This window comes from Methylophilus sp. 13, from assembly GCF_015354335.1.
Taxonomy (GTDB): domain Bacteria; phylum Pseudomonadota; class Gammaproteobacteria; order Burkholderiales; family Methylophilaceae; genus Methylophilus; species Methylophilus glucosoxydans.
On sequence record NZ_JADKYR010000008.1, the window covers coordinates 52,621 to 77,062 of the forward strand.

The window sequence follows — 24,442 nt, forward strand, 5'->3', positions numbered from 1 at the left end:
TTATGTCCAGTCCACAACACACCATTTTAGCCGTTGACGATGAACCCCATATGCGCAGGCTGCTCGAAATCAGCTTGCGGCAAGCCGGCTACAAAGCGCTTTCGGCAGGCAACGGCCGCGAAGCGCTCGAGCTTGTCCAGCAACAGCAGATTGACTTGGTCGTGAGCGACCTGCATATGCCGGGCATGAGCGGCTTGCAGTTGCTTGAGGCCTTGCGCAAGCAGTTTGAGCACCTGCCATTCATCATGGTCACCGCCCAGGGCGAAATCAAAACCGCCGTCGAAGCCATGAAGCTGGGCGCCAGTGATTATATTTTGCGTCCGTTTGAGCTCGAAACATTGGAAATCGCGATTCAGAAGGCACTGGCAATCAACCGGATTCAACTGGAAAACTCGTTTTTCAAGGAGAGCAGACAACCCACGGTCACCGGCCTCATCGGCGATAGCGTGCCCATGCAGTCGCTCAAACAAATGATCCAGCAAGTGGCGCCGGAAAGAGCCACCGTGTTTATTGTCGGTGAAACCGGTACCGGCAAAGAACTGGTCGCTAAAGCCCTGCATGATGCTTCGCCCAGAAAAACCGAATTGTTTGTTGCAGTGAACTGCGCAGCGATCCCGGCAGACATTCTTGAGTCAGAGTTATTTGGTCATGAAAAAGGCGCATTTACCGGGGCGGTGAAAGAGCGCGTTGGCAAGTTTGAGCTGGCCAATGGCGGCACGCTGTTTCTGGATGAGATCACCGAAATGCCGATTCAACTGCAGTCGAAACTGCTGCGCGTATTGCAGGAGAATGTGGTGGAAAAACTGGGCGGCAACCGCCAAATCGCGCTTGATGTGCGCGTGGTGGCGGCGACCAACCGCGACCCCATGCAAGCCGTCAAAGAAGGCAAACTGCGCGAGGATTTGTATTACCGGCTCAACGTGATTCAACTGCAAGTGCCGCCATTGCGCGAGCGGGGGGAAGATGTCGGCTTGCTGGCAGCGTATTTTCTGGCTAAACGCCACGGCCAACTCAGCGAAAGCGCACGCCTGTGTTTGCATCAATATCGCTGGCCGGGCAATGTCCGTGAGCTGGAAAATATTCTGGAGCGCGCCGCGATTCTGGCAGGCAGCCAAACCATCCAGCCCCAGCACTTACCGGCGGACATTGCGCAATCGCCCGGCCTTGGCCCGGCTTCGTCCACCGCCAATCTAGACACGTCCGCGACACCGGTAGAAAATGACCTCTCGATTCCGCGTGCCACGGAAGCCATTGAACGCCGCTTAATTCTCAAGGCACTTGAAGCCTGCCAGGGCAACAAAACCAAAGCCGCCAAGCAGTTAGAGATTAGCGAGCGCTCACTGTGGAACAAACTGAACCAGTACGGCCTGCGTTAATCGGCCATCCTCAACCCTGAGCGGTCCACAAGTAGGCATCCATGGCCAGAATGCCATAGGTGGTTTCGGGCGTGTAGCGTTGCGCGGCGCCAAACACCGTTCCAAGTGCCGTGCCTGACACACTGCCTGCGGCGACGAATAGCGGCATCAAATGATCTTCGGTGGCATGCGCTTGCCGTGCCCAGGCACATTCATTGCGGTAATTGCACAGCGAGTCCCATTGCTGTTGCGCGATGCGTGCCGCCATCCAGTCGGCAAATGCATCTACATAAGTCAACGGCAGTGCATTGCGATCTGCGCTAAAAAAATCCGACAAATTATGCGTGATGGCGCCGGAGGCGAGGATCAGGATATTTTGCGCATGCAGCGCTTGCAAGGCCTGACCCAGCGCAAACTGGGCAGCAGGCGAGCTGCGACTCTGGATTGAAAGCTGCGTCACCGGAATATCGGCTTGCGGATACATGAGCATCAAAGGCACCCAGGCGCCGTGATCCAGCCCCCGGTCAGGATGCGCTTGTACAGGTAAATCATGCGCCTGCAGCAAAGCGAGCACTTGCTCCGCCAACCAAGGCGCGCCAGGTGCCGGATAGGTTTGTGTATACATGGCCGGGGGAAAGCCCGCAAAGTCATGCATGGTCTCTGGCTGGCTAGCCAGGCTCACAGTTGGCACACGCGTATCCCAATGCGCAGACACCACCAGGATCGCCTCAGGCCGGGGCAAACTGGCAGCAAGCGCGGCCAGCATTTGCCCGGTCAGGCCCGGCGCTAACGCCAGCGATGGCGCGCCATGCGAAACAAACAAAGTACTCATATCAGCTTTGGCTGCAACCTAGCGGCGACGATGATCAACACTCAACGCCCCTGGCCCGAATGCAACAACCATCAACAAGCCACCGACGATGGTCAGATTTTTCAAAAACATGATCTGCTGGATTTGGTCTGCCATATTGTTGTGAAACATGAACGCGGTTGCCACGGTAAATACGGCAATCCCCGCTGAGGCCAGACGGGTTTGATAGCCAACCAGCAAGGCGATGCCCAGTACCAGTTCGACAAACAAGGCAATCGCATAAGCCACTTCAGGCATAGGCGCGCCGACACTTTGAATATAGCCGATGGTTCCAGCGGGATTAGCAGCTTTGCTCAAGCCACTGATGATAAAAATATGTGACAACAAAATACGGCCGGTCACACTGGCGGCGGATTGCAAAACATTCATGGGTAGGCTCCTAAAAGCGTGAGCAGGGGAATCTGCCAGCACGCATCTGATTAAAAAAGTCGGGTTCATCCGGCTCACTGACAAAACGCATTGTATGCCCGCGCCATAAAAATGATAATTACCCTATAATGCGTAAAACTGTCTCATTAAAGTTGACAATAGATGACCTCTTTTGAAGATTTGCATTTCTTTGTCGAAGTGGTGAAGCATGGCAATTTCACCACCGCGGCGCAATCGCTGGGGATTTCCAAACAGCTGGTGAGCCGGCGCATTATTGCGCTGGAAGCGAGATTGGGCATGCGACTGCTGCAACGCACCACCCGCAAACTGTCTGCCACCGAAACCGGCAAAGTGTTTTTTCAGCGGGCGCAAACAATTCTGCAAGCACTGCATGAAGCGGAGCTGGAGGTCAGTAACCGCTCAGGCGATCTGCGCGGCCTGCTGAAAATTTCCGTGCCCCTGTCTTACGCCAGCTTGCGCCTGGCGCCTGCTTTAACCGCATTCATGCAGCAACACCCGCAACTGGAAATCTGGCTGGATGCCGATAACCGGCATGTGGATATGGTCAGCGAAGGCTATGATATGGTGATACGCGTGACTGACCAGCCAGAGGAAGGCATGGTGGCACGCAAGCTGGAAGACGCCGCGATGTGCTATTGCTGCAGCCCGGCGTATATTGCACAGCATGGCATTCCGTCGACCCCGCAGGCGCTGGCCAAGCATATTTGCCTCACCCATCGCGCCAGCGAGTGGCAGTTTGTCGAGCATGACCAGATCCACCGCATTCCCATCCAGCCCAGGCTCAAGTCCAACCACGGCGAAGTCTTGCGTGATGCTGCCCTGGCCGGGCTCGGGATCACCGGGCTGCCCGCGTTTTATGTGGCAGCCGACCTGCAAGCAGGTCGCCTGGTAGAAGTGCTGGCCGACTACCGGCGGCCGCAGGGGGGTATTTACGCCATGTATCCTTATCACAAACAGGTCTCAGCCAACACGCTGGCCTTGATTGAGTATTTGCGTCAATGGCTGCAAGCACCCCCTGTGGGAACAGCGGTCACTGCGGCAACATAATGCGCTTACCGCCATCCACACTGTAGCCGCCTGGACCAAATGCGATCACAATCAGCAAACCACCGACGATGGTCATGTTTTTAAGAAACATAATGACTTGCAGCGGGTCGGCCATATTGCTGTGAAACACCAGCGCAGTGACAAAGGTAAACAGCGCAATGCCAGCCGCAGCCAGCTGTGCACGAAACCCCAGCAGCAAGGCAAGACCCAAGCCAAGCTCAACCACCAGCGCTACTGCATAAGCCAGCTGCGGCATCGGCAAATGCGCACTTTCGATATAGGCCAGCGTGCCCGCAGGATCCAGCACCTTGCCCACGCCACTCACAATAAACACCAACGATAACAACACACGCCCCAACAAACTGATCCAACGTTGCCGTACATTCATCTTGATCGCTCCTTGTCATTATTTGGATTGCGCAAGCGTCGCCCGCCCCCATGATTCCACCGGCCAGTGCATTGCGGCAATCTTAACCCGCGACTCAGCTCAAAACCGAATACCGGTGTATCACATTTGTTACTCTGCACCATTCAGCACAGAATTACCAGCACCCATTGACATTAAATAATTACAGTGTTAACTTAACATTGTTACATTTAATTTCAGTGGTCAGCCATGCCCCCCAAGGTTAAGACAGAAGTCGAGAAGCAAGCGATCAGGATGCTGATCATGGATGCTGCGCGCGAACTGTTTATTCACCAGGGGATAGAAGCGGTCACCATGCGCGCGGTCGCCCAACGGGTAGGCTATACCGCCACCAGCCTCTATCTGTATTTCAGTGACAAAGAAGCCCTGATCCGGGCGGTGGTCGATGCCGACTTCCTCAAACTGGCGCAGGCACTCAAAAGCACCTTTGAAATCAGCGACCCCTTGCAGCGATTTTTGCAATTTGGCCAACACTACATCGAGTTTGCACTGAAGTATCCCAATCACTACCGCATGATGTTCATGACGCCTCATCCGCCTTTGGCACCGGAACTGTCCAGCATCGAGCGTCACAACCCGGAGCAGGATGCTTACGCGCAGCTGATTGAAGTGGTGACCAGCGCCTGGCAGGCAGGCATCTTCCGGCCGACACTGACTGACCCTGTGCTGATTGCGCAGACGGTATGGTCCGCCATGCATGGTCTCTGCGCCTTACAAATCAATATGTGCCATGACACCTGGGTCAACTGGCGGCCTCTAGAATCGCGCATGCAGGCCATGGTACAGATGTGGACGAATGGTTTTTTGAAAGCCCCTACCCATGAATAACGCTCGCCTTTATTTATACAGCCTGGCCCTCATGACCGTATTGAGCGGCTGCCAACCTGAGACAGAGGCGCCAGCTGCGCCGCGCCCGGTGTGGGTGATGACCATCGCAGACAGCGCAGTCGCAACCACCGCCCGCTACACCGGCGAAGTGAAGTCGCGCTATGAGTCGAATATTGGCTTCAGAATTAGCGGCAAAATCATTACGCGTGCCGTCAATGTCGGTGAGCTGGTTAAAAAAGGGCAACTCATTGCGCAACTGGATCCAAGCGATACCCGTTTGAATGCCCAATCTGCCAGCGCCGAAGTGCAAACCGCACAGGCCAACCTGGCGCTGGCGCAAACTGAGCTGGCCAGACGCCAGCAACTTTACCGCCAGCAATTCATTTCAAAATCGGCCCTGGACAGCTACGAGACACAAGTGAAAACCAGTGCAGCGCGGCTAGAGCAGGCCAAATCGCAAGCCGTAGTCAGCCAGCATCAAACAGGCTACACCCAACTACTGGCAGACCGTAGCGGTGCCATCGGCATGATACAGGCCGAGCCGGGACAAGTGGTGGCCGCCGGACAAACCATTGCCCGGATTTACGACTTGCAAACGCTGGAAATCCAGATTGCCGTCCCCGAAACCGTGATTGATACCCTGCACCCCGGTGATCAGGCCAGCGTAACGCTGCAGGGCCTGCCCCACGCCTATCAGGGCCGTATTCGCGAAATTGCGCCAGCAGCCAATAGCCAGACCCACGCCTTCGATCTGCGCATCCAGTTGCTGGATGCCGATGCCAAAATCAAACTGGGCATGACCGCAGACGTGCGCTTTTTATCAGGTGCAGCCAGACAAACTATCTTGGTCCCGAGCACGGCGGTCACCCAATTTGCCGACCACCCCAGCGTCTGGGTGATCGATGCGCAACAGCAGGCGCATCGGCGCGCAGTGACCACCGGCAACGTCACTGAAGCGGGCGTAGAAATCACCTCAGGCTTGCAAGCCAACGAGACCATTGCCACCATCGGCGTGCATACCCTGACAGAGGGCATGCGCGTGCAGGCCGTCACCCCTGGCCCGGAGGTATTGCGCTAATGAGCGAACACACCACACCAGCGCATAAAGCCACCGGCCCCTCGCTGTCGCAGCGCTTCAACCTCTCGACCTGGGCCCTCAAAAACCAGGCCCTGGTGCTGTATTTCATTTTGCTGACCTTGCTCGCCGGCAGCTTTGCCTATACCCACCTCGGGCAATCTGAAGACCCGCCCTTTACCTTTAAAGTCATGCTGGTGCGCGCCAGCTGGCCGGGCGCCTCTGCGCAAGAGGTTGAGCAGCAGATCACAGATAAAATTGAAGAAAAACTGCAAGAAATCCCCTCCATCGATTACACCAGCAGCTATTCACGCCCGGGTGAGTCGGTGGTGTTTATTGTCATTCGCGATAATACCTTCTCCGAAAAAATCCCCGAGCTCTGGTATCAGGTACGCAAAAAAATTGGCGACATCCGCCACACCTTTCCACGCGACCTGCAAAGCCTGACCTTTAACGATGAGTTCAGCGACGTCTATGGCAGCATGTATGCCATCACCGCCGACGGCCTCAACCCGCAACAACTGAAAAGACAAGCCGAATGGGTAAGAGCGCGTCTGCTCAAACTACCCGATGTGGAAAAAGTTGATTTGTTTGGTGAGCAACCACAAAAAATCATCATCGAAATTTCCAATCAAAAACTCACTTCCCTGGGCATCACGCCGGCACAACTGGTGCAAATCCTGCAACAGCAAAACAGTGTCGTTGGTGCTGGGACCTTTGATGCAGGCCCGGAAAGAATCCGCCTGGATGTCAGTGGTCGCTTGCAAACACTGGAGAATTTACGCCAGTTTCCGATTCGGGCAGGGAATCAGAACCTGAGGCTGGGCGAGATTGCCACCATTAAACGCGGCTATGCCAATCCGCCGGCAGAGCGCATTCACTTCAACGGCACGCCCACCTTGCTGATCGGGGTCAGCATGCAGGCCGGCGGGGACGTCATTGCCTTGGGCAAGGCCATGCAAAGCACCATACGCAGCGTGCAAACACAATTACCGGTCGGCGTGCAATTGCATCTGGTCACCTCGCAGCCCGAGATCGTGCAACACTCGGTGCATGATTTTGTCCGCTCCCTCATTGAAGCCTTGCTGATTGTGCTGGCGGTGAGCCTGCTCTCCCTGGGCTGGCGGACCGGCATTGTGGTCGCCGTCGCCATCCCGATTGTGCTGGCCGGGACATTTCTGCTCATGGACTGGTTTCAGATTGGCCTGCACAAAATTTCGCTGGGCGCTCTGATTTTAGCGCTAGGCTTGCTGGTCGATGATGCGATTATTGCGGTCGAAATGATGGCGGCCAAAATGGAACAAGGCTGGGAGCGTATGCAAGCCGCTTCGTTTGCCTTCACCTCTACCGCCATGCCCATGCTGACCGGCACGCTGGTTACAGTGGCAGGCTTTCTGCCGATTGCCACCGCTGTCTCCTCAACCGGCGAATATACCCGCTCCATCTTCCAGGTCTCGGCCATTGCACTGAGTCTATCCTGGATTGCCGCGGTGATTGTCGTGCCCTTTTTAGGCTATCACTTGCTGCCAGATGCCGCCGCACATGCCCAACCTTCACTCTGGCGCCGGCTCAAGTATAAATTAGGCTTTAAAAGCGATGATCAAGAAGCGAGCGCTCACAATGAAGAGACACTGTATGCCACGCCGTTTTACCAGCGCCTGCAAGGTACGGTCAGCTGGTGTGTCCAGCACAAGGGCCTGGTGATTCTGGCAACCATCGCCTTGTTTGTGGTTGCCATGCTGAGTTTTGGCAAAGTACAGCAACAGTTTTTCCCCGACTCGACCCGCCTCGAAATTGTGGTCGATTTGCGTCTGGCCGAGAATGCCAGCGACCAGTCCACCGAAGCGGCCGTGACCAAACTCGAGCGCTGGCTCAACGATTGGCAAGCAAAACATGGCAAGGTGGAGAATGTCGTGTCCTACCTTGGCTCAGGTGCACCCCGCTACTACTTGCCGCTAGACGTGCAATTGCCACACCGCGCCTTTGCCCAACTGGTGATTTTGACTAAAGACCTGCAACAGCGTGAAGCCTTGCGCACAGATCTGCTGAACTTGTTTCAACACGATTTTCCACAACTCCGCGCCTCGGTATTGCGGCTGGAAAATGGGCCGCCGGTCGGCTTTCCGGTGCAGTTCCGCGTCGACGGCAAAAACCTGAAAGCGATCCGTGAGGTGGCGCACCAGATTGCAGACGCGATGCGCGCCAACCCGCACCTGATCAATGTGCAATTGGGCTGGGAAGAACCGAGCAAAGTGATCCACATTGAGGTGGACCAGCACAAGGCGCGCCTGCTCGGCATCCATTCGCCAGACATCGCGCAGTTACTCAACACGCAGTATTACGAACAGGTGGTCAGCGAGTTCAGGGAGGCGAATGAGCGCATAGACCTGGTCATGCGTAGTCCGGTCGATGAGCATGCGCAACTGTCGCAAATCGGCCAATTAACGGTATTAAGCCAGAATGGCGAGCGCGTGCCGCTGGCGCAAGTGGCCACCATTGAATATGGCTTTGAAGAAGGCGTGATCTGGCGTCGCAACCGCGTGCCTTCGCTCACGGTGCGTGCGCATTTGCGCGGCAAAATGCAGGCGCCGGTGGTCTCCGGCCAGGTGCAACAAGCCATTGCACCGATTTTGCAGCACTTGCCGGCAGGCGTCACCGTAGAAACCGGTGGCGCGATTGAAGAGTCCGCCAAAGGCGCCAGCTCGGTGGTCAAAGGCGTCCCGCTGTTTTTAGCCGCTGTATTCACGTTGCTGATGCTGCAACTGCGCAGCTTGGCTAATGTCTTTCTGGTGGTATTGACCGCGCCCTTGGGCATGATAGGCATTAGCTTTGCCCTGCTGATTTTTAATATGCCGTTTGGCTTTGTCGCCATGCTGGGCAGCATTGCGCTCTCCGGCATGATCATGCGTAACTCGGTCATTCTGGTCGACCAGATCAATCAGGACATTGCCGAGGGCGCCTCGCTCGAGCAAGCGGTAGTGCAATCGACCGTGCGCCGCTTCCGGCCGATTGTACTCACGGCCGCTGCAGCCATTCTGGCCATGATTCCGCTGACGCGTAGCGTGTTCTTCGGGCCGATGGCAGTCGCGATTATGGGCGGGCTGGCCGCCGCCACCTTGCTGACCATTTTGTTTGTGCCGGCACTATACGCGTTCTGGGCCCGTTTGACCGACAGAACCATGCAATCATGGCGCAATCAATGATAGGACGCTGCTATGCATGCAAATGGCTCAGCCAGACAAGGCGCGATTAAAAAATTTCGACGCCGCATAGATTGAATAGGTAAGGTGCAATTTTTTATGCGCAACGCAGTATCGCAACGAAAGTTGAATGAATAGAAGTGCCCTATAATGTTTTTTCTCTTTAACCGGATAGTGGGATTCAAAAATGACAGACCAGGCAACCGCACGTTTTAACATGATTGAGCAACAAATCCGCACCTGGGAGGTGCTGGACCCGCAAGTATTGGCCACGCTGAGCAACACGCCGCGTGAAGCGTTTGTGCCAGACGCCTACCGTGGCCTGGCGTTTGCCGATATTGAAATCCCGCTGGACATGGGTCAGCACATGCTGAGCCCAAAAATCGAAGGGCGTTTTTTGCAAGCGCTGCAACTGCAAGCCAAAGACAAAGTGCTACTGGTCGGCGCTGGCAGCGGCCATCTGGCCGCACTGATGGCGCAACACTGTGCCCAAGTCACGGCGCTGGAGATCTTCCCCGAACTGTGCGCGCTGACCGCGAAAAATCTGGCCAAACAAGGCATCCAGAATGTACAGCTGATTGAGGCCGATGGTCACAATGGCTATGAAGCCAAAGCCCCTTATGACGCCATCGTGTTTACCGCCTCCAGCCCGGTGGAGCCCGAAGGCGTGCGATACCAGTTGAGCATTGGTGGCCGTATGCTCATCGTGCTGGGCAAAGCCCCGGTCATGCAGGCGACGCTGGTACAACGTCTGGCCGAGCACAGCTTCAAACAAGATGTACTGTTTGAAACCAGCCTGACTGAAATGCAAAACGCACCACAGGCTCTGGCCTTTACTTTTTAACACCTCATGTCTGTTTAATATCTATGCCTAGCCCTGTCTATTTGAGAGTAGTGATGCTGATTGCCAGCCTGTGGTGGTCGGCACACGCCAGTGCTGCCGCGCAAAGCCTGGTAGACGTGTATCAGGAAGCCCTCGCCAGTGATCCGGTGCTGGCCTCGGCGGGCAGTGCCAATCAGGCTGCGCAAGAAGTGATAGAACAGGCCAAAGCTGGCTACCGTCCTTCAGTGAATTTCACGGCGGGCGCGAATGCCAACCGCACCGATTTAAAAATCGTCGGTAGCCAGGCGCCCTTCCCCGGCGGGCGCAACAACTACGAAGCTTATCAGGCACAGCTACAAGCCAGACAACCGCTTTTCCGCAAAGAGGCCCTGGAGCGCATAGACCAAAGCAAGGTGCAGGTGAGCATCGCTGACAAGCAATATCACCTGGCACAACAAAACCTCATGTTACGCACCACGCAGGCCTATTTTGAGGTGCTGCTGGCGCAAGACCGCAACATGCTGATCACCGCGCAAAAAGAAGCCATTCAGCGCCAGTTGCAACAGGCCAAGGCCAATTTTGAGGTGGGCACCACCACCATTACCGACGTCAATGAAGCGCAAGCGCGCTATGACCTGATCGTGGCGCAAGAGCTGGCCGCACTCAATGACATTGATATTGCCAAACGCAGCCTGCAGGCGATCACTGGCAAATTGCCAGAACGCCTGGCCAGTGTGCGCGAAGATATCCAGATCAGCCCCAGCCTCAAGCCCATGCAAGAATGGCAAGCGGTCGCCCATGCCAGCAACCTGAATATCCAGATTCAGCAAGAAACGGTACAGGTGAATGAAAAAGATATTGAAATCGCGCGCGCCGGGCATTACCCCACCGTAGATGCCGTCGCCAACTATCAGGACAGCTACGCCAATGGCGGCCAGTACGGGTTTGGTGCCGATCTGAAAAGTGCCAGTATAGGCGTGGAAGTCTCTGTGCCGCTCTATCAAGGTGGGGCCGTGAATTCACGCGTGCGCCAGGCCGCCTACAATCGGCAAAAAGCTCTCGATGACTTACAAAACGTCATGCGCCAGACCACTCTGGAAACCCAACGTGCCTACCTCAACCTGAACACCAGCATCGCGCAGGTCAAAGCGCTTGAGCAAGCGCTCAAAAGCAGCCAAAGCCAGCTCGACTCCACCAAGCTCGGTTACGAAGTCGGCATACGCACCAGCGTAGATGTACTCAACGCCCAGCAGCAATATTACAGCGCCAACCGTGATTTATTGCAGGCCCGCTATAACTACCTGGTGAATATCATTCGCCTCAAAACCGCCAGCGGCATCGTCTCCGAAGCCGACCTGCAAGACATCGACCAACAACTAGCCAAGAGATAAGCCCATGAAGCCAGTCATTGCCACCACAGATGCCGTTTGGATGCTGATTGATATACAAACCCGGCTCTGTGACGCGATGCAACCTGAGCCCATGGCCGCCGTCATCAAAAACATTCAGCGCCTGATTCAAGGCGCCCAGCTCCTGAATATCCCGCTCTGGGTGACTGAACAATACCCGGAAAAACTCGGCGCAACCCTGCCCGCGCTGCAAACCCTCTTGCCCGACTACACCCCGCGCACCGCAAAACTCGCCTTCTCCGCCTGGCACGAGTCCAGCTTTCAGGAATCCTCTGTAAGCGTCGCCCCGCAAGTCGTGCTGTTCGGCCTGGAGACCCATATTTGCGTGCAACAAACCGCCCTAGATGCACTGGCCGCAGGCAAACAAGTGTTTATCGTGGAAGACGCCGTCATCTCACGAAATGAGGCCAACCGCAACAATGGCATCGAGAGAATGCGTAATGCCGGTTGCATCATCACCAATACAGAATCCATGCTGTTTGAGCCCATGCAAGGCGCGACGCATGCGCAGTTCAAGGCAGTCTCGGCACTGATTCGGTAAGACATCACCGCACTCATGTTTTATTGATTGGCAAAAACTCCCTCGTGCGGTAATCATCGCCCTTAATTACCGCAAAATATGCGGTAATTATTGACGCTCGCTCCACCCCATGTCATGATCACCGCATGACTAGCGGTGATCATCAAAAATATCTCTGGCAATCGGCAGACTGGCCGCACTGGACATTTGTGTCTGCAACCCTGATGCCGCTGTTATCGGAGGCCAACCTGGCGCGCGGCAAGTTACTGGGTGCCATCCAAACCTTGGGATTTACACTCGCCGAAGAAACCAGTTTGCGTACGCTCACCAACGACGTGGTTAAATCAAGCGAAATCGAAGGCGAACATCTGAGCAACGAAGTGGTGAGATCATCCCTTGCAAGAAAACTAGGGCTGAATATTGGTGGCCTGCTGCCATCGACTAGACAAGTCGATGGTGTCGTGGAAATGATACTAGATGCCACGCAAAATCACGTGCAACCACTGACGCATGCACGCCTGTTTGGCTGGCATGCCGCACTCTTTCCTAACGGTTATAGCGGTATGCATAAAATTACAACCGCAGCCTATAGAACCGACGCAGACGGCCCCATGCAGGTGGTCTCCGGCGGTATAGGGCACGAAACCGTACATTATGAAGCGCCACCTGCGAAAATCATCGCTGACGAAATGCAGTTGTTTTTAGACTGGTTTAACCAATCACCAGACACAGATCCATTGCTTAAAGCAGGACTGGCACATCTTTGGTTTGTCAGTTTGCATCCATTTGAAGATGGCAATGGCCGCATTGCCCGTGCCATAGGCGATATGGCTTTGGCAAAAGCCGACCAATCAACGCAACGTTTTTATAGTTTATCCACGCAGATACAACTGGAGCGCGAAGACTATTATTTGCAACTGGAAATGGCACAAAAAGGCACCATGGACATTACAAACTGGCTGCACTGGTTTTTAAGCTGCCTGCTTCGTGCTATACAACAGGCCAATCAAGACCTCAAAGGTGTCGTCTATTTAACACAAGTCAGCCAACGCAGTCCCAACGGCGCGCTGAATGAGCGGCAAATCAAAATGCTTGATAAGCTCATGCACAATTTTGAAGGCCACCTCACCACTGGCAAATGGGCAACTTTGACCAAATGTTCAACTGACACCGCTTTACGCGACATTACCGAACTGGTTTCCATAGGGGTGCTGGCCAAAGCGGGTGAATCTAAACGGGCAGCGCACTATGTGTTGACCTGGGAATAAGCATTTGCAAACGAGGTTATTAATGAATCAAATCGAATGGAATGACTTCACCAAGGTTGAGTTACGCGTTGGCCGCGTGATTTCTGCGGAGGTATTTGCAGAAGCGCGCAAGCCAGCCTACAAACTACAAATCGACTTTGGCCCCGAGATCGGCATGCGTAAATCCAGCGCCCAGATTACAGCGCACTACACGCCGGAAAGCCTAGTTGGCAAACTCGTAGTCGCCGTGGTGAATTTCCGCCCAAACAGATTGGGCCATTGATGTCTGAGTGTCTGGTGACGGGTTTTCATGATGCAGAAGGAAGAGTGACTTTATGTGTGCCTGAACATGAGGTTCCGCTGGGGACAAAACTGCTATAAATATTTACAACTAATTAATATACACTGATCCCAGTATTCCTTAGCAGGCCACCTACAACCATTGATAATAAAGGGTAAAGATAAATCCCAATAATATGGAAAGAATTCTGGACTTTAATAATCGAGAAGTGGCTATCCTTCTATGGATGGCTATTTTTTTGGCCTTTTGTCTTACTAAGAGAAATATCAAAGATAGTTTTTCAGATATTTTGAAGGCGTTCAAGCCTGTATCGATATGGGGGCCACTCATCATCGGCGCTTTCTGGATATCGTTACTCATTTTGATTCTACACAGATTCAAATTTTGGGAATGGAGCAATTTAAAAACAACTGTCCTTTGGACTTTGACTTTTGCTTTCTACTCAATGTTTCAGGCAATTAAAATTGAGTTTGATTACAAATACCGTAAGCAATTAACTGTTGAGAGTTTCGGAATTGCAGCCATATTGATGTTCATTGGTAGTGTATACACATTACCATTATGGGCCGAATTTATAATCTTCCCCATTGCAGTTGCTCTCACTTGGATGCAAGCAATTTCTGCTAGAGAATCCAATTTTGCAAGTGCAAATAAACTCATATCCTACCTATTGAACACACTTGGATTCAGTTATGTCTCGTTCTGGGGCTATAGTATGTATCGGAATCCTGAACGGCTTTTTACTTTAGCTAATTTTGAAGACTTTCTCTTGCCTGTCATTCTGACTGTTTGGTATTTACCATATCTTTATTTGTGGAAATTAGTCATGGTGTACGAGCTGCTGTTCGTGGCATTACAAAGGAATATTAAAGCAAATACTGAGTTACTTAGATTCACCAAGCTAATGACCGTGTGGAAATTGAAGTGGAGTTTTAAAGCTATTGATCAATTCAAAAGACGAATCGCAACGCGCACATTGTCGGATAGGTACGAAGTTGTCAAACAGTTGGATTGGGTAAAGCTATTGGCGGTAAAGGATAAATACATTACTGAAAATACACCATTAGGATGGGCACCTAGGAATGCAATGCGGTTTTTGGCCCTGGATGATTTAGAAATCAAAAGTTACTCTGAAACGTTTGATAATGATTGGCATGGATCCGCTTTTAAAAAGCTGAAATCCGAGACTTTGTTTAGTAGCTTCAATTATTACATCGAAGGTAAAGAGACTCAGGTGAAAAGTCTAAAGCTTGTAATGAGCATATGGGGATGTGAAAACATTCCGGATTCAGAAGTTGAGTTTCTTGATGTTGGCGCAAGATTAATGTCTTTTGCATCAAATGCACTTCCCATTAAGTTCATGGATAGACTGAGTAAGTTCGAAGACTTTGAAGGGTGCTATGAATTCATTTTTTACAAATTCTCTATTAAACAATGGGAAGGCCCTAAACATACTATTTTTGATTACAAACTAGAGCTACACATCACCGAGCCTGTTAAGGATTGATTGAATGACAGGAATAGATTTGAAGAGTCTAATTTTGAATGGTTTTGAAAAACAAGATCCAGAAATGCATTCCAAAATCATCAACTTTCAGAATTTTTTTAAATTATCTGAAATTACAGATGAGCGGTATAGCATTACCTTCTTGCTCGATTTTTTCTTTAAGTTTAATAGCAATCAGATAAATCCTTGGGCTTTATTAAATGAGATCAAGTTCCTGGAAGGTAGAGAGCTTCTGACAAGAACCAAAGCGGCTACAAAATTCAAAAGGCCTCCCTTAAAAGGGCTTTGGCATAAGCATTATTACGATGGCAGCATAAATATGCTGACTAATAATCTATCGAATGCTATCAAGAAGTATCAGTTGCCTTATTTTCAACAAATGATTGATGAAGCAAAAGCGGCTGGAGAAGAGCGATTCGTTCAGATCGCTGATATCCCACATATTGTTAATGATGCTGTTAGCGGCAACTTACAACGCAGAAGAGATGCCGGAAAAATCACTGGTGAGTGGATTATTTATGCAATTCATGACGGAAAAAATTACTACTTGGGCTTGTGCGAACACTCTGACCCTCAGGAAGAAATTCGCAGGAAAATCGATATGACTTGCGTACTAGAGTTTCCATTTCTAGAGGAAATACTCCTTTAACCAATACCCGATTTATCAGCGTATTTCTGAAGAGCCTTGGTTTAGAATTTCGAACAGAAATGTTCAGCGAGTTTGTGTAGAAGAGCCTTTAACCAAAGTTAGTCCACGTGAGCCACGCAATATCACCTCGGAATAATGTGCACTTTCGCATGCGTCACGCCTGTCTGTGACGAAATCGCATTGACACAAGCGTCCACCTCACCAATCTTCCCTTTCAGAATCACCGTCTCCATGCAGTTATCATGATCCAAATGCACATGCTGGGCAGTAATAATCACGTCATGGTGGTCGTGTTGTAGTTGATTTACCCGGCTGGCGAGCTGGCGTTCGTGATGGTCATACACATAACTGAGCGAGGCAACGCACTCGGCCTGCGCGTGATCCGCATCTTCAATCACAGCTTCATCGAGTGCTTTACGGACGAGGTCACGAAAAGCTTCTGAGCGGTTTACGTAGGCTCGAACGGCGACCAGTTGGTCAAAGGCGTCGGCCAGGTCATCTTCCACCGAAATTGTAATGCGTCGCATAGATCATGTTCCTCAGTTAGAACTGATAGGTGAGTGTCAGCCGTGCAGCCCTTGGCTCTACGGGGTGAAAGTGAATATCGCTGACCGGAGCCGCCTCGCCTTTGAGTTGTGATTCGTAGTAGTAGTCGATATCACTGGCTTTGCGGTTAAACAGGTTAAATATATCTAACGTCATGGTGGTTTTCGGGTTAAAGCGGTAACCGACGCGGGCATAGGTGAGCAAGGTTGAGTTTGACTGGACGGTATTATCTGCCACCAGTGGCCGTGGGCCAAAGTAGCGGAGTTGCACGGCGCCAAACCAGTGGCCCCATTGGGTTACGGTGGCGCCTAGCGAGGCCACTTTATTGATGGATCCGGGAATAAAGTGACCTGTGTCACTGGGGTCTTGTTGGGTAAAGCGTGCTTTGGAGAGGGCAATATCCATATCCAGCAGTAACCAGTCATTGACCACATAATGGTTGTTCCACTCCACGCCATAGCGACGGCTGGCCAGGCTGGGTTCGGTTTCACCAGCGTCGCCGACAAAGACCAGCTCAGAATCAATATCGAGTTGCCACACCGCCAGCGAGCTTTGCAAGCCGGACATCCATTCGCTGCGGATGCCTACTTCACTGCCACGGGTGCAGACCAGGGGCGTGACGGGAGAGGCAGGGTTGCCATCGGGCAAGCGGGTTTGTGTGGTGCCGCGGGCATCGTTACTGTGAAAGCCCTTGCCGAGATTATAGAAAAACTCGGTATGGGCCCACGGCCCGAAAATCACAGAGAATTTTGGCGAGACGATGCCATCACTGACACGGCCTGAATTACCCTGAAGTGAGCTGTTCACGTCGAACTGGTAACGGTCATAACGCAGGCCTGCGATGGTACGCAGTTTGTCGTGCCACCAGACGGTGTTTTCGGCATAGAGGCCCGCGCTGCTTTCTTCTACTTTGTCTGAGCGGATCAGCGACAAGCGCTGTTTTTGTGCCGTGTTGTATAGCGCAACCGGTGACAGTTTGTCGTAGCGCGTCTGCAGCCCCAGCTTGTTTTCGATGGGCAGGCCAGCAAGCTCGCCGAGCCAGGTCTTGCTGAGATGAGCCCCCAGCATGGTGCGTTTTTCACTTTGGTTAAACTGGTCGCCATTGACCGGATCATTGAGAAAGTAGGTGAAATTGCTATATAAATCGAGCGCGGAGCGCACGGCATAGGCGTTGATTTGCCAGCCGCCCTGCGCGTCACGGTGCTGCTTGCTAAACGACAGGCTGTAGCGCGATGCATCGCCACCATCGGTCGGGTCTATCGCATCAAAACGGCTGATCTGCCCGGCGCGGACGGCGCGCAACGGGATCTGGTCGGTGCTGTTCCAGCGGTTGTGATAAGCCATGGCGGTCAAGCTCATGTTGTCGTGCGCATCCCCTGTACTAAACCGCAGGACGCCATTGTATTTTTTGACGCCTTCGGCCACTTGCCAGGGGCCGTCATAGCGATTGAGTTCCAGCGCATAGAGGAGCTGGCCGTTGTGCATGGCCTGCGAATCTGCCACCAGCATACGTTGATAGTCGTAACTGCCCAGCATGAGACTGGCGATGCCTTGCGGCAGTCGATTGACCAGGTGCAAGTGCGCAGCACCGGCAGAGGAAAAATCCCCCTCCTCTGCTGAGTAAGTGCCTTTTTTATAGTGGATATGGCTGACCAGCTCGGGGATCAGGAAATTCAAATCGGTGTAGCCTTGGCCATGTGCATGGGTGCGCATATTGACTGGCATCTCGTCCACATAGGTGGCAAAGTCGGTGCCGTGATCAAGGTTAAAGCCGCGCAAAAAATACTGGTTGGCCTTGCCACTGCCGCTATGCTGGGTAACGATCATGCCGGGGACAAATTCGAGCAGCTCGCCCACCCTTGAAATGGGCCGGTTTTGAATCAGGCTGGCATTCACGCGCCCTTCACTGGCGGCATCAGACGAACCGACCGCGTTGTCATAATGCGCACGCACGGGCACGTCATCGAGCGTGAGCGCCTCACTGGCGACAGTCAACCGGGATAACAGTACCGCAACCAGGCCGACACTTAGCCGTATGATCTTTTTGTTATTTTTCATACGGCGGCATTATGCGCGAAAGCAAGGTGACACCCTATAAGTAAATTAACGCAAGACGCGGTGCGCTGACGCCAATAAAAAAGCCCGCTGGCGCGGGCTTTTTTAGATCAGAGCGGGCAACTTATTCAGCTGCTGGCGCTTCTTCTCTTGCTGGTGGATCGATCAGGGCTTTCATGCTCAAACGCACTTTGCCTTTGTCGTCCAACTCAACCACTTTCACTTTCACAATGTCACCCTCTTTGAGGTAATCGCTGACCGCTTTCACGCGCTCGTGAGCAATTTGTGAAATGTGTACCAGACCATCTTTACCTGGCATCAAGGTCACCACTGCACCGAAGTCCAGAATCTTGACCACTGGGCCTTCGTAGATCTGGCCGACTTCGACTTCAGCGGTGATCTGCGCGATACGGCGTTGGGCTTCAGCGCCTTCGTCCGCATTGGTACAAGCGATCTTCACGGTACCGTCATCTTCGATGTCGATGCTGGTGTTGGTTTCTTTGGTCAGTGCCTGAATCACAGCGCCACCTTTACCGATCACATCACGGATTTTGTCCGGATTGATCTTCATGGTGATGATACGTGGGGCAAACTGTGACATTTCGGTATTTACGCCAGACACGGCTTGTTTCATCAGGCCCAGAATATGCGCGCGGCCTTCTTTGGCTTGTGCCAGGGCCACTTGCATGATCTGTGCCGTAATACCAGTGATCTTGATGTCCATTTGCAGGGCAGTCACGCCTTTGTCGGTACCAGCCACTTTAAAGTCCATGTCACCCAGGTGATCTTCGTCACCCAGAATGTCGGTCAGCACCGCAACGCGGTTGCCTTCCTTGATCAGGCCCATGGCCACACCTGCCACGTGAGCAGTCAATGGCACGCCGGCGTCCAGCATGGAGAGGCAGCCACCACAAACAGACGCCATGGAGCTGGAACCGTTAGACTCAGTGATCTCGGACACGACACGCAGGGTGTAGTCGAAGTCTTCTTTCTTAGGCAATACGGCTTTCAATGCGCGCTTAGCCAGGTTACCGTGGCCGATTTCGCGGCGTTTTGGTGAACCGACACGGCCCGTTTCGCCAGTGGCGAACGGAGGCATGTTGTAGTGCAGCATGAAGTTTTCGTAGTATTCGCCAGCCAGCGCGTCAATGATTTGCTCATCTTTGCCTGTACCCAAGGTGGTCACTACCAATGCCTGTGTTTCACCACGGGTAAACAGGGCAGAACCGTGGGTGCGTGGCAATACGCCGGAACGGATGGTGATCGGGCGCACGGTACGTGTGTCACGGCCATCAATCCGTGGTTCACCATTCAAAATCTGGCTACGCACGGTTTTCGCTTCGAGCTTAAAGAACTCGTCTTTAATCTTGTTGGCTTCCAATGTTGAGGTTTCTTCAGTGATCAAGGTGCTCATGACGCGGGACTTGATTTCGTCCAGCTTGGCAGAGCGCTCACCTTTGGATTTGATTTTGAAGGCAGCGTTGATGTCTTCAGCCGCAATCGCTTCAATTTTTGCAATCAGCGCAGTGTCTGGCTCTGGTGGAGTCCAGTCCCAGGCATCTTTACCAGCTTCGGCAGCCAGTTCGTTGATCATTTTGATCACAGGTTGCATTTGCTCGTGACCGAACACAACCGCACCCAGCATCACGTCTTCTGGCAATTCTTTGGCTTCGGATTCCACCATCATCACAGCGGTTTCAGTCGCAGCCACGACCAAGTCCAGCGCGGACTCTTTCAGTTGTGTCGCCGTTGGGTTCAAGACGTATTCGCCATTGATATAACCCACTTTGACCGCCCCCATTGGGCCGTAGAACGGGATACCTGCCAGCGCAACCGCAGCAGACGCACCAATCATGGCCGGAATGTCAGCATCAATTTCCGGATCCAGGGACAACACGGTCGCCACAATCTGCACTTCGTTATAAAACGCATCCGGGAACAGTGGACGCATAGGACGGTCGATCAAACGTGCCGTCAGGGTTTCTTTTTCGCTTGGACGGCCTTCACGCTTGAAGTAGCCGCCTGGAATGCGGCCAGCCGCATAGGTTTTTTCCTGATAATCCACAGTCAATGGAAAGAAATCCTGACCTTCTTTGACTTCGGTTTTTGCAGTTGCAGCCACCAGTACTACTGTATCGCCATAGCTCACCATGACGGCGCCATCTGCCTGGCGTGCGACTTCCCCGGTTTCAATAGTCAGGGTATGCGCACCAAGCTGGAGGCTTTTTCTCGTAATTTCAAACATTGTTTTTCCTTTATCTACCATGGCTATTCACTACCTAATAGCCAATCTCAACAATGAAAACCAGACTGACAGTGCCGGCACTCCACGCATGTGCATAGCATTGTGCGCGACAACTGACGCCCGGTTTCCCGATTTGCGGTGACTTCCATCAGCACGCTTTTTGTACAAACCCTGCACAAAACGCACTCACAGAAGCCACCCCAGTTGGTGATATGAAAATCCCGAATATCAGCAATCTCAGGATTTTTAAAGCAAAAAAGCCGAGGCAGTCACCATGCCATCGGCTTTTATTTCGTTAAAAGTGAACTGGATTAAACGTCACTTTTAGCCAAATTATTTACGCAGGTTCAAGCGCTCGATCAGCGTTTGATAGCGGCTAACGTCTTTACCTTTGAGGTAGTCCAGCAAACGACGACGCTGGCTGACCAAAGCCAACAGACCACGACGGGAGTGGTTGTCTTTTTTGTTGGATTTAAAGTGCTCGGTCAGGTAGCTGATACGGTATGTCAACAAAGCCACTTGTACTTCTGGGCTCGCTGTATCGTTAGCACTGCGTTGAAAATCTTTAATGATTTTTGCGGATTGTTCTGCGGTAATCGCCATCTTTATTTTCCTTGAGTTAGCGTCAATATCGTCGCAGCCAGACAACCCATTTGCCTACCGCACCGACATTCAATTTACACGAAACGCGCATTATAGCGGCAAGCGCCAGCCTTGCATAGGTTTTTATCACATTAAGTTTCTGTTTTTATGAATTAATTTAAATATCGCAGCTCTTTGAAGGCTCTATAAAAAGTCATCATAAAAATCGGCAGTCGCTGGTACCGCCCCGCGAATGCCGCAAATGGAGGCGGCGAAACTGGCCGCGCGGGTCAGGATGGTGGGGCGTGACCAGCCCGCCAGCAAGCCGCGAATCACCACCGAGGTATAAGCATCGCCAGCACCTACACTATCGACAAATGCCGTGCTCAAGCGCACCGGCGGCACGCGAAAGCCCTGACCAAACCGGTCCAGCCAGAAACTGCCCTCTTCACCACAGGTGACAAACATTTCAGTCAAGCCACACACCATCAACAAGCGCCGGGCCAGCTCATTCACATCTGCCGCACCCGGCAGTCCAAGCAAATTACAGACTTCTGGCAACTCTTCATGATTGATTTTGAGAATATCGGCGGCCTGCAAGGCCATGCGTACGCTCTCCGCGTCATACCAGGGCGCACGCAGGTTGATGTCACACAGCACCGTGGCGGGCTGGCACAGCGCCAACCACTGCGCGGCAAGCGCCTGCATGGGTGCATGGCGCAAAGCCAGTGACCCGAAATACACCAGCCTCGGGGGATGTTTCAAGGTGAGCGCCTCGACAGGCGGCCATTGCAGGTCATCATAGGCCTGCTGATCCAGAATCTCGAAGCGATGACCATCGGGGCCCAGATGCACCTTGACTTGCCCGGTCGGCAAACGCTCAGAGTGCTGCACCCCTTCGGTAGGCAGGCCAGTCGCTTGCATTTCGGCCACAATACGTTCGCCCAGGGCATCCTGGCCGATGGCAGTGAGAAAGTGCACGGGCAAGCCAAATGCGTGACAGTGGCGGGCAACATTATAAGGTGCGCCGCCGATGACCGTTTGCTCGGGAAACACATCCCCCAGCACCTCACCCAAAATCATGATCGAATCTGACATCTGTTTATCCTGCCTTTAATAACCAACCAATTGCCATACACGCTGGCAACAACCAAAGAATTGAAATCCGCTTGCCGACCAACAACCACAGCGACAGCACCACCATGCTGGCAGCAGCGACATCTGGCGCATCGGGCCAGACCACGTGCCGGCTCAACGTGAGGGCCAGCGCCACCATGCCCGCGATCACCGCTGCACTGATGGCATGCAGCGGCGCAGTCCAACGCCATTGCTGGCGGGTACGCTCTATCCAGGGCGCCCCCAAAAACACCATGACAAAACTGGGCACAAACGTAAACCAGGTCACAATCGTCGCCCCGATCAACCCCGCCTGCCAATCAGGCAAGGCCAGCCCGGCCTGCCAGGCCGCAACAAAGCCAATATAGGTGACCACCATAATCAGCGGGCCCGGCGTACTTTCGCCCAAGGCCAGGCCATCCAGCATCTGCTCTGTTGTCAACCAGTGGTAATGCTGCACGCTGGCATCAAACACATAGGGCAAAACGGCATAGGCGCCGCCAAAAGTGAGAAACGCAGCCTGGCTAAAAAAAGCTGCCAGGCGGGTGAACAGATGTGACGGCCAATAATAAAGCACTAAGGCCGCAGCGACACCTAAACCACATAGCGCGCCCCAGATCAGCACTGCCGCTGTCCACCGACGCAAATCAGCCAGCCCGGCCAGCGCCGTGTTGTCATCAATCACACTTGGCGCCGTCTGCATGGCCCTTGCCGCTGCATGGCCAACTGACGTTTCGACCCACTGCGGCCAATATTGTTGCACAGCAACGCCCAACACCGCGGCCAGCAGAATAATCACCGGGAATGGCAGATGGGCCGTTTGCATGACCAAGGCCAGCAAAAACACGCCCCACAACCAGCGGGCGATCAGCACTTTTTTAGCCAGGCGCCAGGCGGCACAGCAGACCAGCGCGACTACCAGCGGCTTAACCCCATACAACAAAGCCGCGACGGCGGGCTGACTGCCCCACTGCATATACCCCCACGCCAGCGAGACCAGCAAGCCAAACGCGGGCAACACAAACAAACTGCCAGCCACAATGCCACCCCAGGCACCATGCAATAGCCAGCCCATATAGACCGCCATTTGCTGCGCCTCGGGGCCTGGCAACAGCATGCAATAGTTCAAGGCATGCAAAAATCTGGCCTCTGAAATCCAGCGCTTTTCTACCACCAGCGCCTGGTGCATCAGGGCAATTTGTGCCGCGGGCCCACCAACACTAATACAGCCCAGGCGCAACCAGTAGGCCCAAAATGCCTGTGCAGAAGGCTTCGCAGGCGCCTGCATTTCAGGCGGCGTCTCGACAATAGACATCAACCATTCCTTTTAAAACAGCGGCCTCAAATACCGCCTCGCAAGCATATCAGGATTTTTTTTAACTTTTGTGTGCATTCTTGGCGTTCTTTGCTATAATGCGCGTCTTGCGATTCGGGACACACCCAAATTGCTGTTGGCCAGATAGCTCAGTCGGTAGAGCAGAGGATTGAAAATCCTCGTGTCGGCAGTTCGATTCTGCCTCTGGCCACCACTCCTCCTGCCTTTCGGCACATTTCTTTTTCTGGGTTTGTTGATGTCATTAAAACACTTAACACCGGATGAATTACAGCCATTACTCAATGATCCCTCATTGTTGCTGATTGATATCCGCAATGATCACGAGCTTGTTTCCGGTACCTTGCCTGGTGCCATGCATTTGCCATTAGGACATCTGGCGACGATGTTTGATCAACTGCCGCAAGACAAAAAAATCGTGTTTTACTGCCGTAGCGGTGTACGCTCCATTTCTGCAGGTGAGTTTGCCTTGGCGCAAGGCTGCCACGATGTCTCGCATTTGGCGGGCGGCATTCTGGCTTGGGCTCAACACGGCTTGCCCATCGAGCCCGCTTAATTCAGAGACTCAGGATTGTTTATGCAATACGACAAAGAAGTAGATGCCCGCCACCTGAACTGCCCCCTGCCCATTTTGCGTTGCAAAAAGGCCCTGAACGAGCTGCAAGCAAGCCAGGTACTCAAAATCACGGCCACGGATCCTGGCTCAAAGAAAGATTTTGATGCCTTTTGCCGCCAAACCGGTCACACTCTGATCGAGATGCAAGAGGCAGAAGGTGTCTTTACCTTCTGGCTACGAAAGCGCAGCCAGTAAACCCCTCTCCCGCGGACTGACACTCAGCCACCAACCGCACCCACCATCCATTCATCCGCTTCAGCGCAAAAAAAGGGCTTCCGAAGAAGCCCTGTGAGGAACGAC

The 24,442-nt window shown here is 53.0% G+C and carries 22 protein-coding genes, 1 tRNA gene and 1 pseudogene; 15 read left to right on the plus strand and 9 right to left on the minus strand.

The window, feature by feature from the left end:
- The first annotated feature begins 2 nt into the window (after positions 1–2).
- Complete coding sequence (locus INP77_RS14280) at positions 3–1,376, plus strand: sigma-54 dependent transcriptional regulator (protein WP_194749745.1); 1,374 nt, start codon at positions 3–5, stop codon at positions 1,374–1,376.
- A 10-nt stretch (positions 1,377–1,386) separates the two neighbouring features.
- On the opposite strand, the gene INP77_RS14285 is transcribed toward INP77_RS14280, so the two are convergent.
- Both INP77_RS14285 and INP77_RS14290 read right to left on the minus strand, forming a co-directional pair.
- A complete protein-coding gene (locus INP77_RS14285) occupies positions 1,387–2,187 on the minus strand; it encodes a dioxygenase (protein WP_194749746.1) in 801 nt (266 codons plus the stop codon).
- 18 nt (positions 2,188–2,205) lie between these two features.
- Positions 2,206–2,595: a DoxX family protein gene (locus INP77_RS14290; protein WP_194749747.1), complete on the minus strand. Its 390-nt coding sequence runs from the start codon at positions 2,593–2,595 to the stop codon at positions 2,206–2,208.
- 162 nt (positions 2,596–2,757) lie between these two features.
- Between INP77_RS14290 and INP77_RS14295 the strand changes: the two genes are divergently transcribed.
- The gene (locus INP77_RS14295; RefSeq protein WP_194749748.1) at positions 2,758–3,663 is read left to right on the plus strand and encodes a LysR family transcriptional regulator; all 906 of its coding nucleotides are present in this window, start codon (positions 2,758–2,760) and stop codon (positions 3,661–3,663) included.
- Here the strand turns inward: INP77_RS14295 and INP77_RS14300 are convergent.
- Positions 3,647–4,051: a DoxX family protein gene (locus INP77_RS14300; protein WP_194749749.1), complete on the minus strand. Its 405-nt coding sequence runs from the start codon at positions 4,049–4,051 to the stop codon at positions 3,647–3,649. The two genes, INP77_RS14295 and INP77_RS14300, sit on opposite strands and share 17 nt — an antisense overlap.
- Positions 4,052–4,279: 228 nt before the next feature.
- Here INP77_RS14300 and INP77_RS14305 point away from each other — a divergent pair, with 228 nt between their 5' ends.
- The 10 genes and pseudogenes from INP77_RS14305 (at position 4,280) to INP77_RS14350 (ending at position 15,649) form a co-directional block, all read left to right on the plus strand.
- The gene (locus tag INP77_RS14305; protein WP_194749750.1) at positions 4,280–4,918 is read left to right on the plus strand and encodes a TetR/AcrR family transcriptional regulator; all 639 of its coding nucleotides are present in this window, start codon (positions 4,280–4,282) and stop codon (positions 4,916–4,918) included.
- Positions 4,911–5,996 carry an efflux RND transporter periplasmic adaptor subunit gene (locus INP77_RS14310; protein ID WP_194749751.1) on the plus strand — a complete coding sequence of 362 codons (1,086 nt, stop codon included), beginning with the start codon at positions 4,911–4,913 and terminating at the stop codon, positions 5,994–5,996. The genes INP77_RS14305 and INP77_RS14310 overlap by 8 nt, the downstream gene beginning before the upstream one ends.
- Entirely contained in the window at positions 5,996–9,196 is a 3,201-nt protein-coding gene (locus INP77_RS14315) for an efflux RND transporter permease subunit (RefSeq protein WP_194749752.1), read from the plus strand. Before INP77_RS14310 ends, INP77_RS14315 begins: the two co-directional genes overlap by 1 nt.
- A gap of 184 nt (positions 9,197–9,380) precedes the next feature.
- The gene (locus tag INP77_RS14320; protein ID WP_194749753.1) at positions 9,381–10,037 is read left to right on the plus strand and encodes a protein-L-isoaspartate O-methyltransferase; all 657 of its coding nucleotides are present in this window, start codon (positions 9,381–9,383) and stop codon (positions 10,035–10,037) included.
- A 53-nt stretch (positions 10,038–10,090) separates the two neighbouring features.
- On the plus strand, positions 10,091–11,407 hold the full coding sequence (locus INP77_RS14325; RefSeq protein WP_228518960.1) for a TolC family outer membrane protein: 1,317 nt from the start codon (positions 10,091–10,093) through the stop codon (positions 11,405–11,407).
- Positions 11,408–11,411: 4 nt separating this feature from the next.
- Positions 11,412–11,966 carry an isochorismatase family protein gene (locus tag INP77_RS14330; protein ID WP_194749755.1) on the plus strand — a complete coding sequence of 185 codons (555 nt, stop codon included), beginning with the start codon at positions 11,412–11,414 and terminating at the stop codon, positions 11,964–11,966.
- A 125-nt stretch (positions 11,967–12,091) separates the two neighbouring features.
- Positions 12,092–13,213: a Fic family protein gene (locus INP77_RS14335; RefSeq protein ID WP_194749756.1), complete on the plus strand. Its 1,122-nt coding sequence runs from the start codon at positions 12,092–12,094 to the stop codon at positions 13,211–13,213.
- 22 nt (positions 13,214–13,235) lie between these two features.
- Positions 13,236–13,573 (plus strand): annotated as a pseudogene (locus INP77_RS14340) (tRNA-binding protein).
- Between the two features lie 95 nt (positions 13,574–13,668).
- Positions 13,669–15,000 (plus strand): hypothetical protein, encoded by a 1,332-nt coding sequence (locus tag INP77_RS14345; protein ID WP_194749757.1) that lies wholly within the window; start codon positions 13,669–13,671, stop codon positions 14,998–15,000.
- A gap of 4 nt (positions 15,001–15,004) precedes the next feature.
- Positions 15,005–15,649 (plus strand): hypothetical protein, encoded by a 645-nt coding sequence (locus tag INP77_RS14350; protein WP_194749758.1) that lies wholly within the window; start codon positions 15,005–15,007, stop codon positions 15,647–15,649.
- 122 nt (positions 15,650–15,771) lie between these two features.
- Here the strand turns inward: INP77_RS14350 and nikR are convergent, their stop codons facing one another.
- The 6 genes from nikR to chrA form a co-directional block, all read right to left on the minus strand.
- Complete coding sequence (nikR, locus tag INP77_RS14355) at positions 15,772–16,176, minus strand: nickel-responsive transcriptional regulator NikR (RefSeq protein WP_194749759.1); 405 nt, start codon at positions 16,174–16,176, stop codon at positions 15,772–15,774.
- Between the two features lie 16 nt (positions 16,177–16,192).
- Complete coding sequence (locus tag INP77_RS14360) at positions 16,193–18,253, minus strand: TonB-dependent receptor (protein WP_194749760.1); 2,061 nt, start codon at positions 18,251–18,253, stop codon at positions 16,193–16,195.
- A gap of 121 nt (positions 18,254–18,374) precedes the next feature.
- A complete protein-coding gene (pnp, locus tag INP77_RS14365) occupies positions 18,375–20,495 on the minus strand; it encodes a polyribonucleotide nucleotidyltransferase (protein WP_194749761.1) in 2,121 nt (706 codons plus the stop codon).
- Between the two features lie 333 nt (positions 20,496–20,828).
- Positions 20,829–21,098, minus strand: coding sequence for a 30S ribosomal protein S15 (gene rpsO / locus INP77_RS14370; RefSeq protein WP_194749762.1), 270 nt, complete (start codon positions 21,096–21,098; stop codon positions 20,829–20,831).
- 183 nt (positions 21,099–21,281) lie between these two features.
- Complete coding sequence (locus INP77_RS14375) at positions 21,282–22,175, minus strand: PfkB family carbohydrate kinase (RefSeq protein WP_194749763.1); 894 nt, start codon at positions 22,173–22,175, stop codon at positions 21,282–21,284.
- 4 nt (positions 22,176–22,179) lie between these two features.
- Complete coding sequence (gene chrA, locus INP77_RS14380; RefSeq protein ID WP_228518962.1) at positions 22,180–23,508, minus strand: chromate efflux transporter; 1,329 nt, start codon at positions 23,506–23,508, stop codon at positions 22,180–22,182.
- Between the two features lie 138 nt (positions 23,509–23,646).
- On the opposite strand from chrA, the gene INP77_RS14385 reads away from it, so the two are divergent.
- The 3 genes from INP77_RS14385 to INP77_RS14395 all read left to right on the plus strand — a co-directional run bounded on the left by INP77_RS14385 (position 23,647) and on the right by INP77_RS14395 (position 24,337).
- A tRNA-Phe gene (locus INP77_RS14385) sits at positions 23,647–23,722 on the plus strand.
- A 42-nt stretch (positions 23,723–23,764) separates the two neighbouring features.
- Positions 23,765–24,082, plus strand: a complete 318-nt coding sequence (locus INP77_RS14390; protein WP_194749764.1) for a rhodanese-like domain-containing protein — start codon at positions 23,765–23,767, stop codon at positions 24,080–24,082.
- 21 nt (positions 24,083–24,103) lie between these two features.
- Positions 24,104–24,337: a sulfurtransferase TusA family protein gene (locus INP77_RS14395; protein WP_194749765.1), complete on the plus strand. Its 234-nt coding sequence runs from the start codon at positions 24,104–24,106 to the stop codon at positions 24,335–24,337.
- The last annotated feature ends 105 nt before the right edge of the window (positions 24,338–24,442 follow it).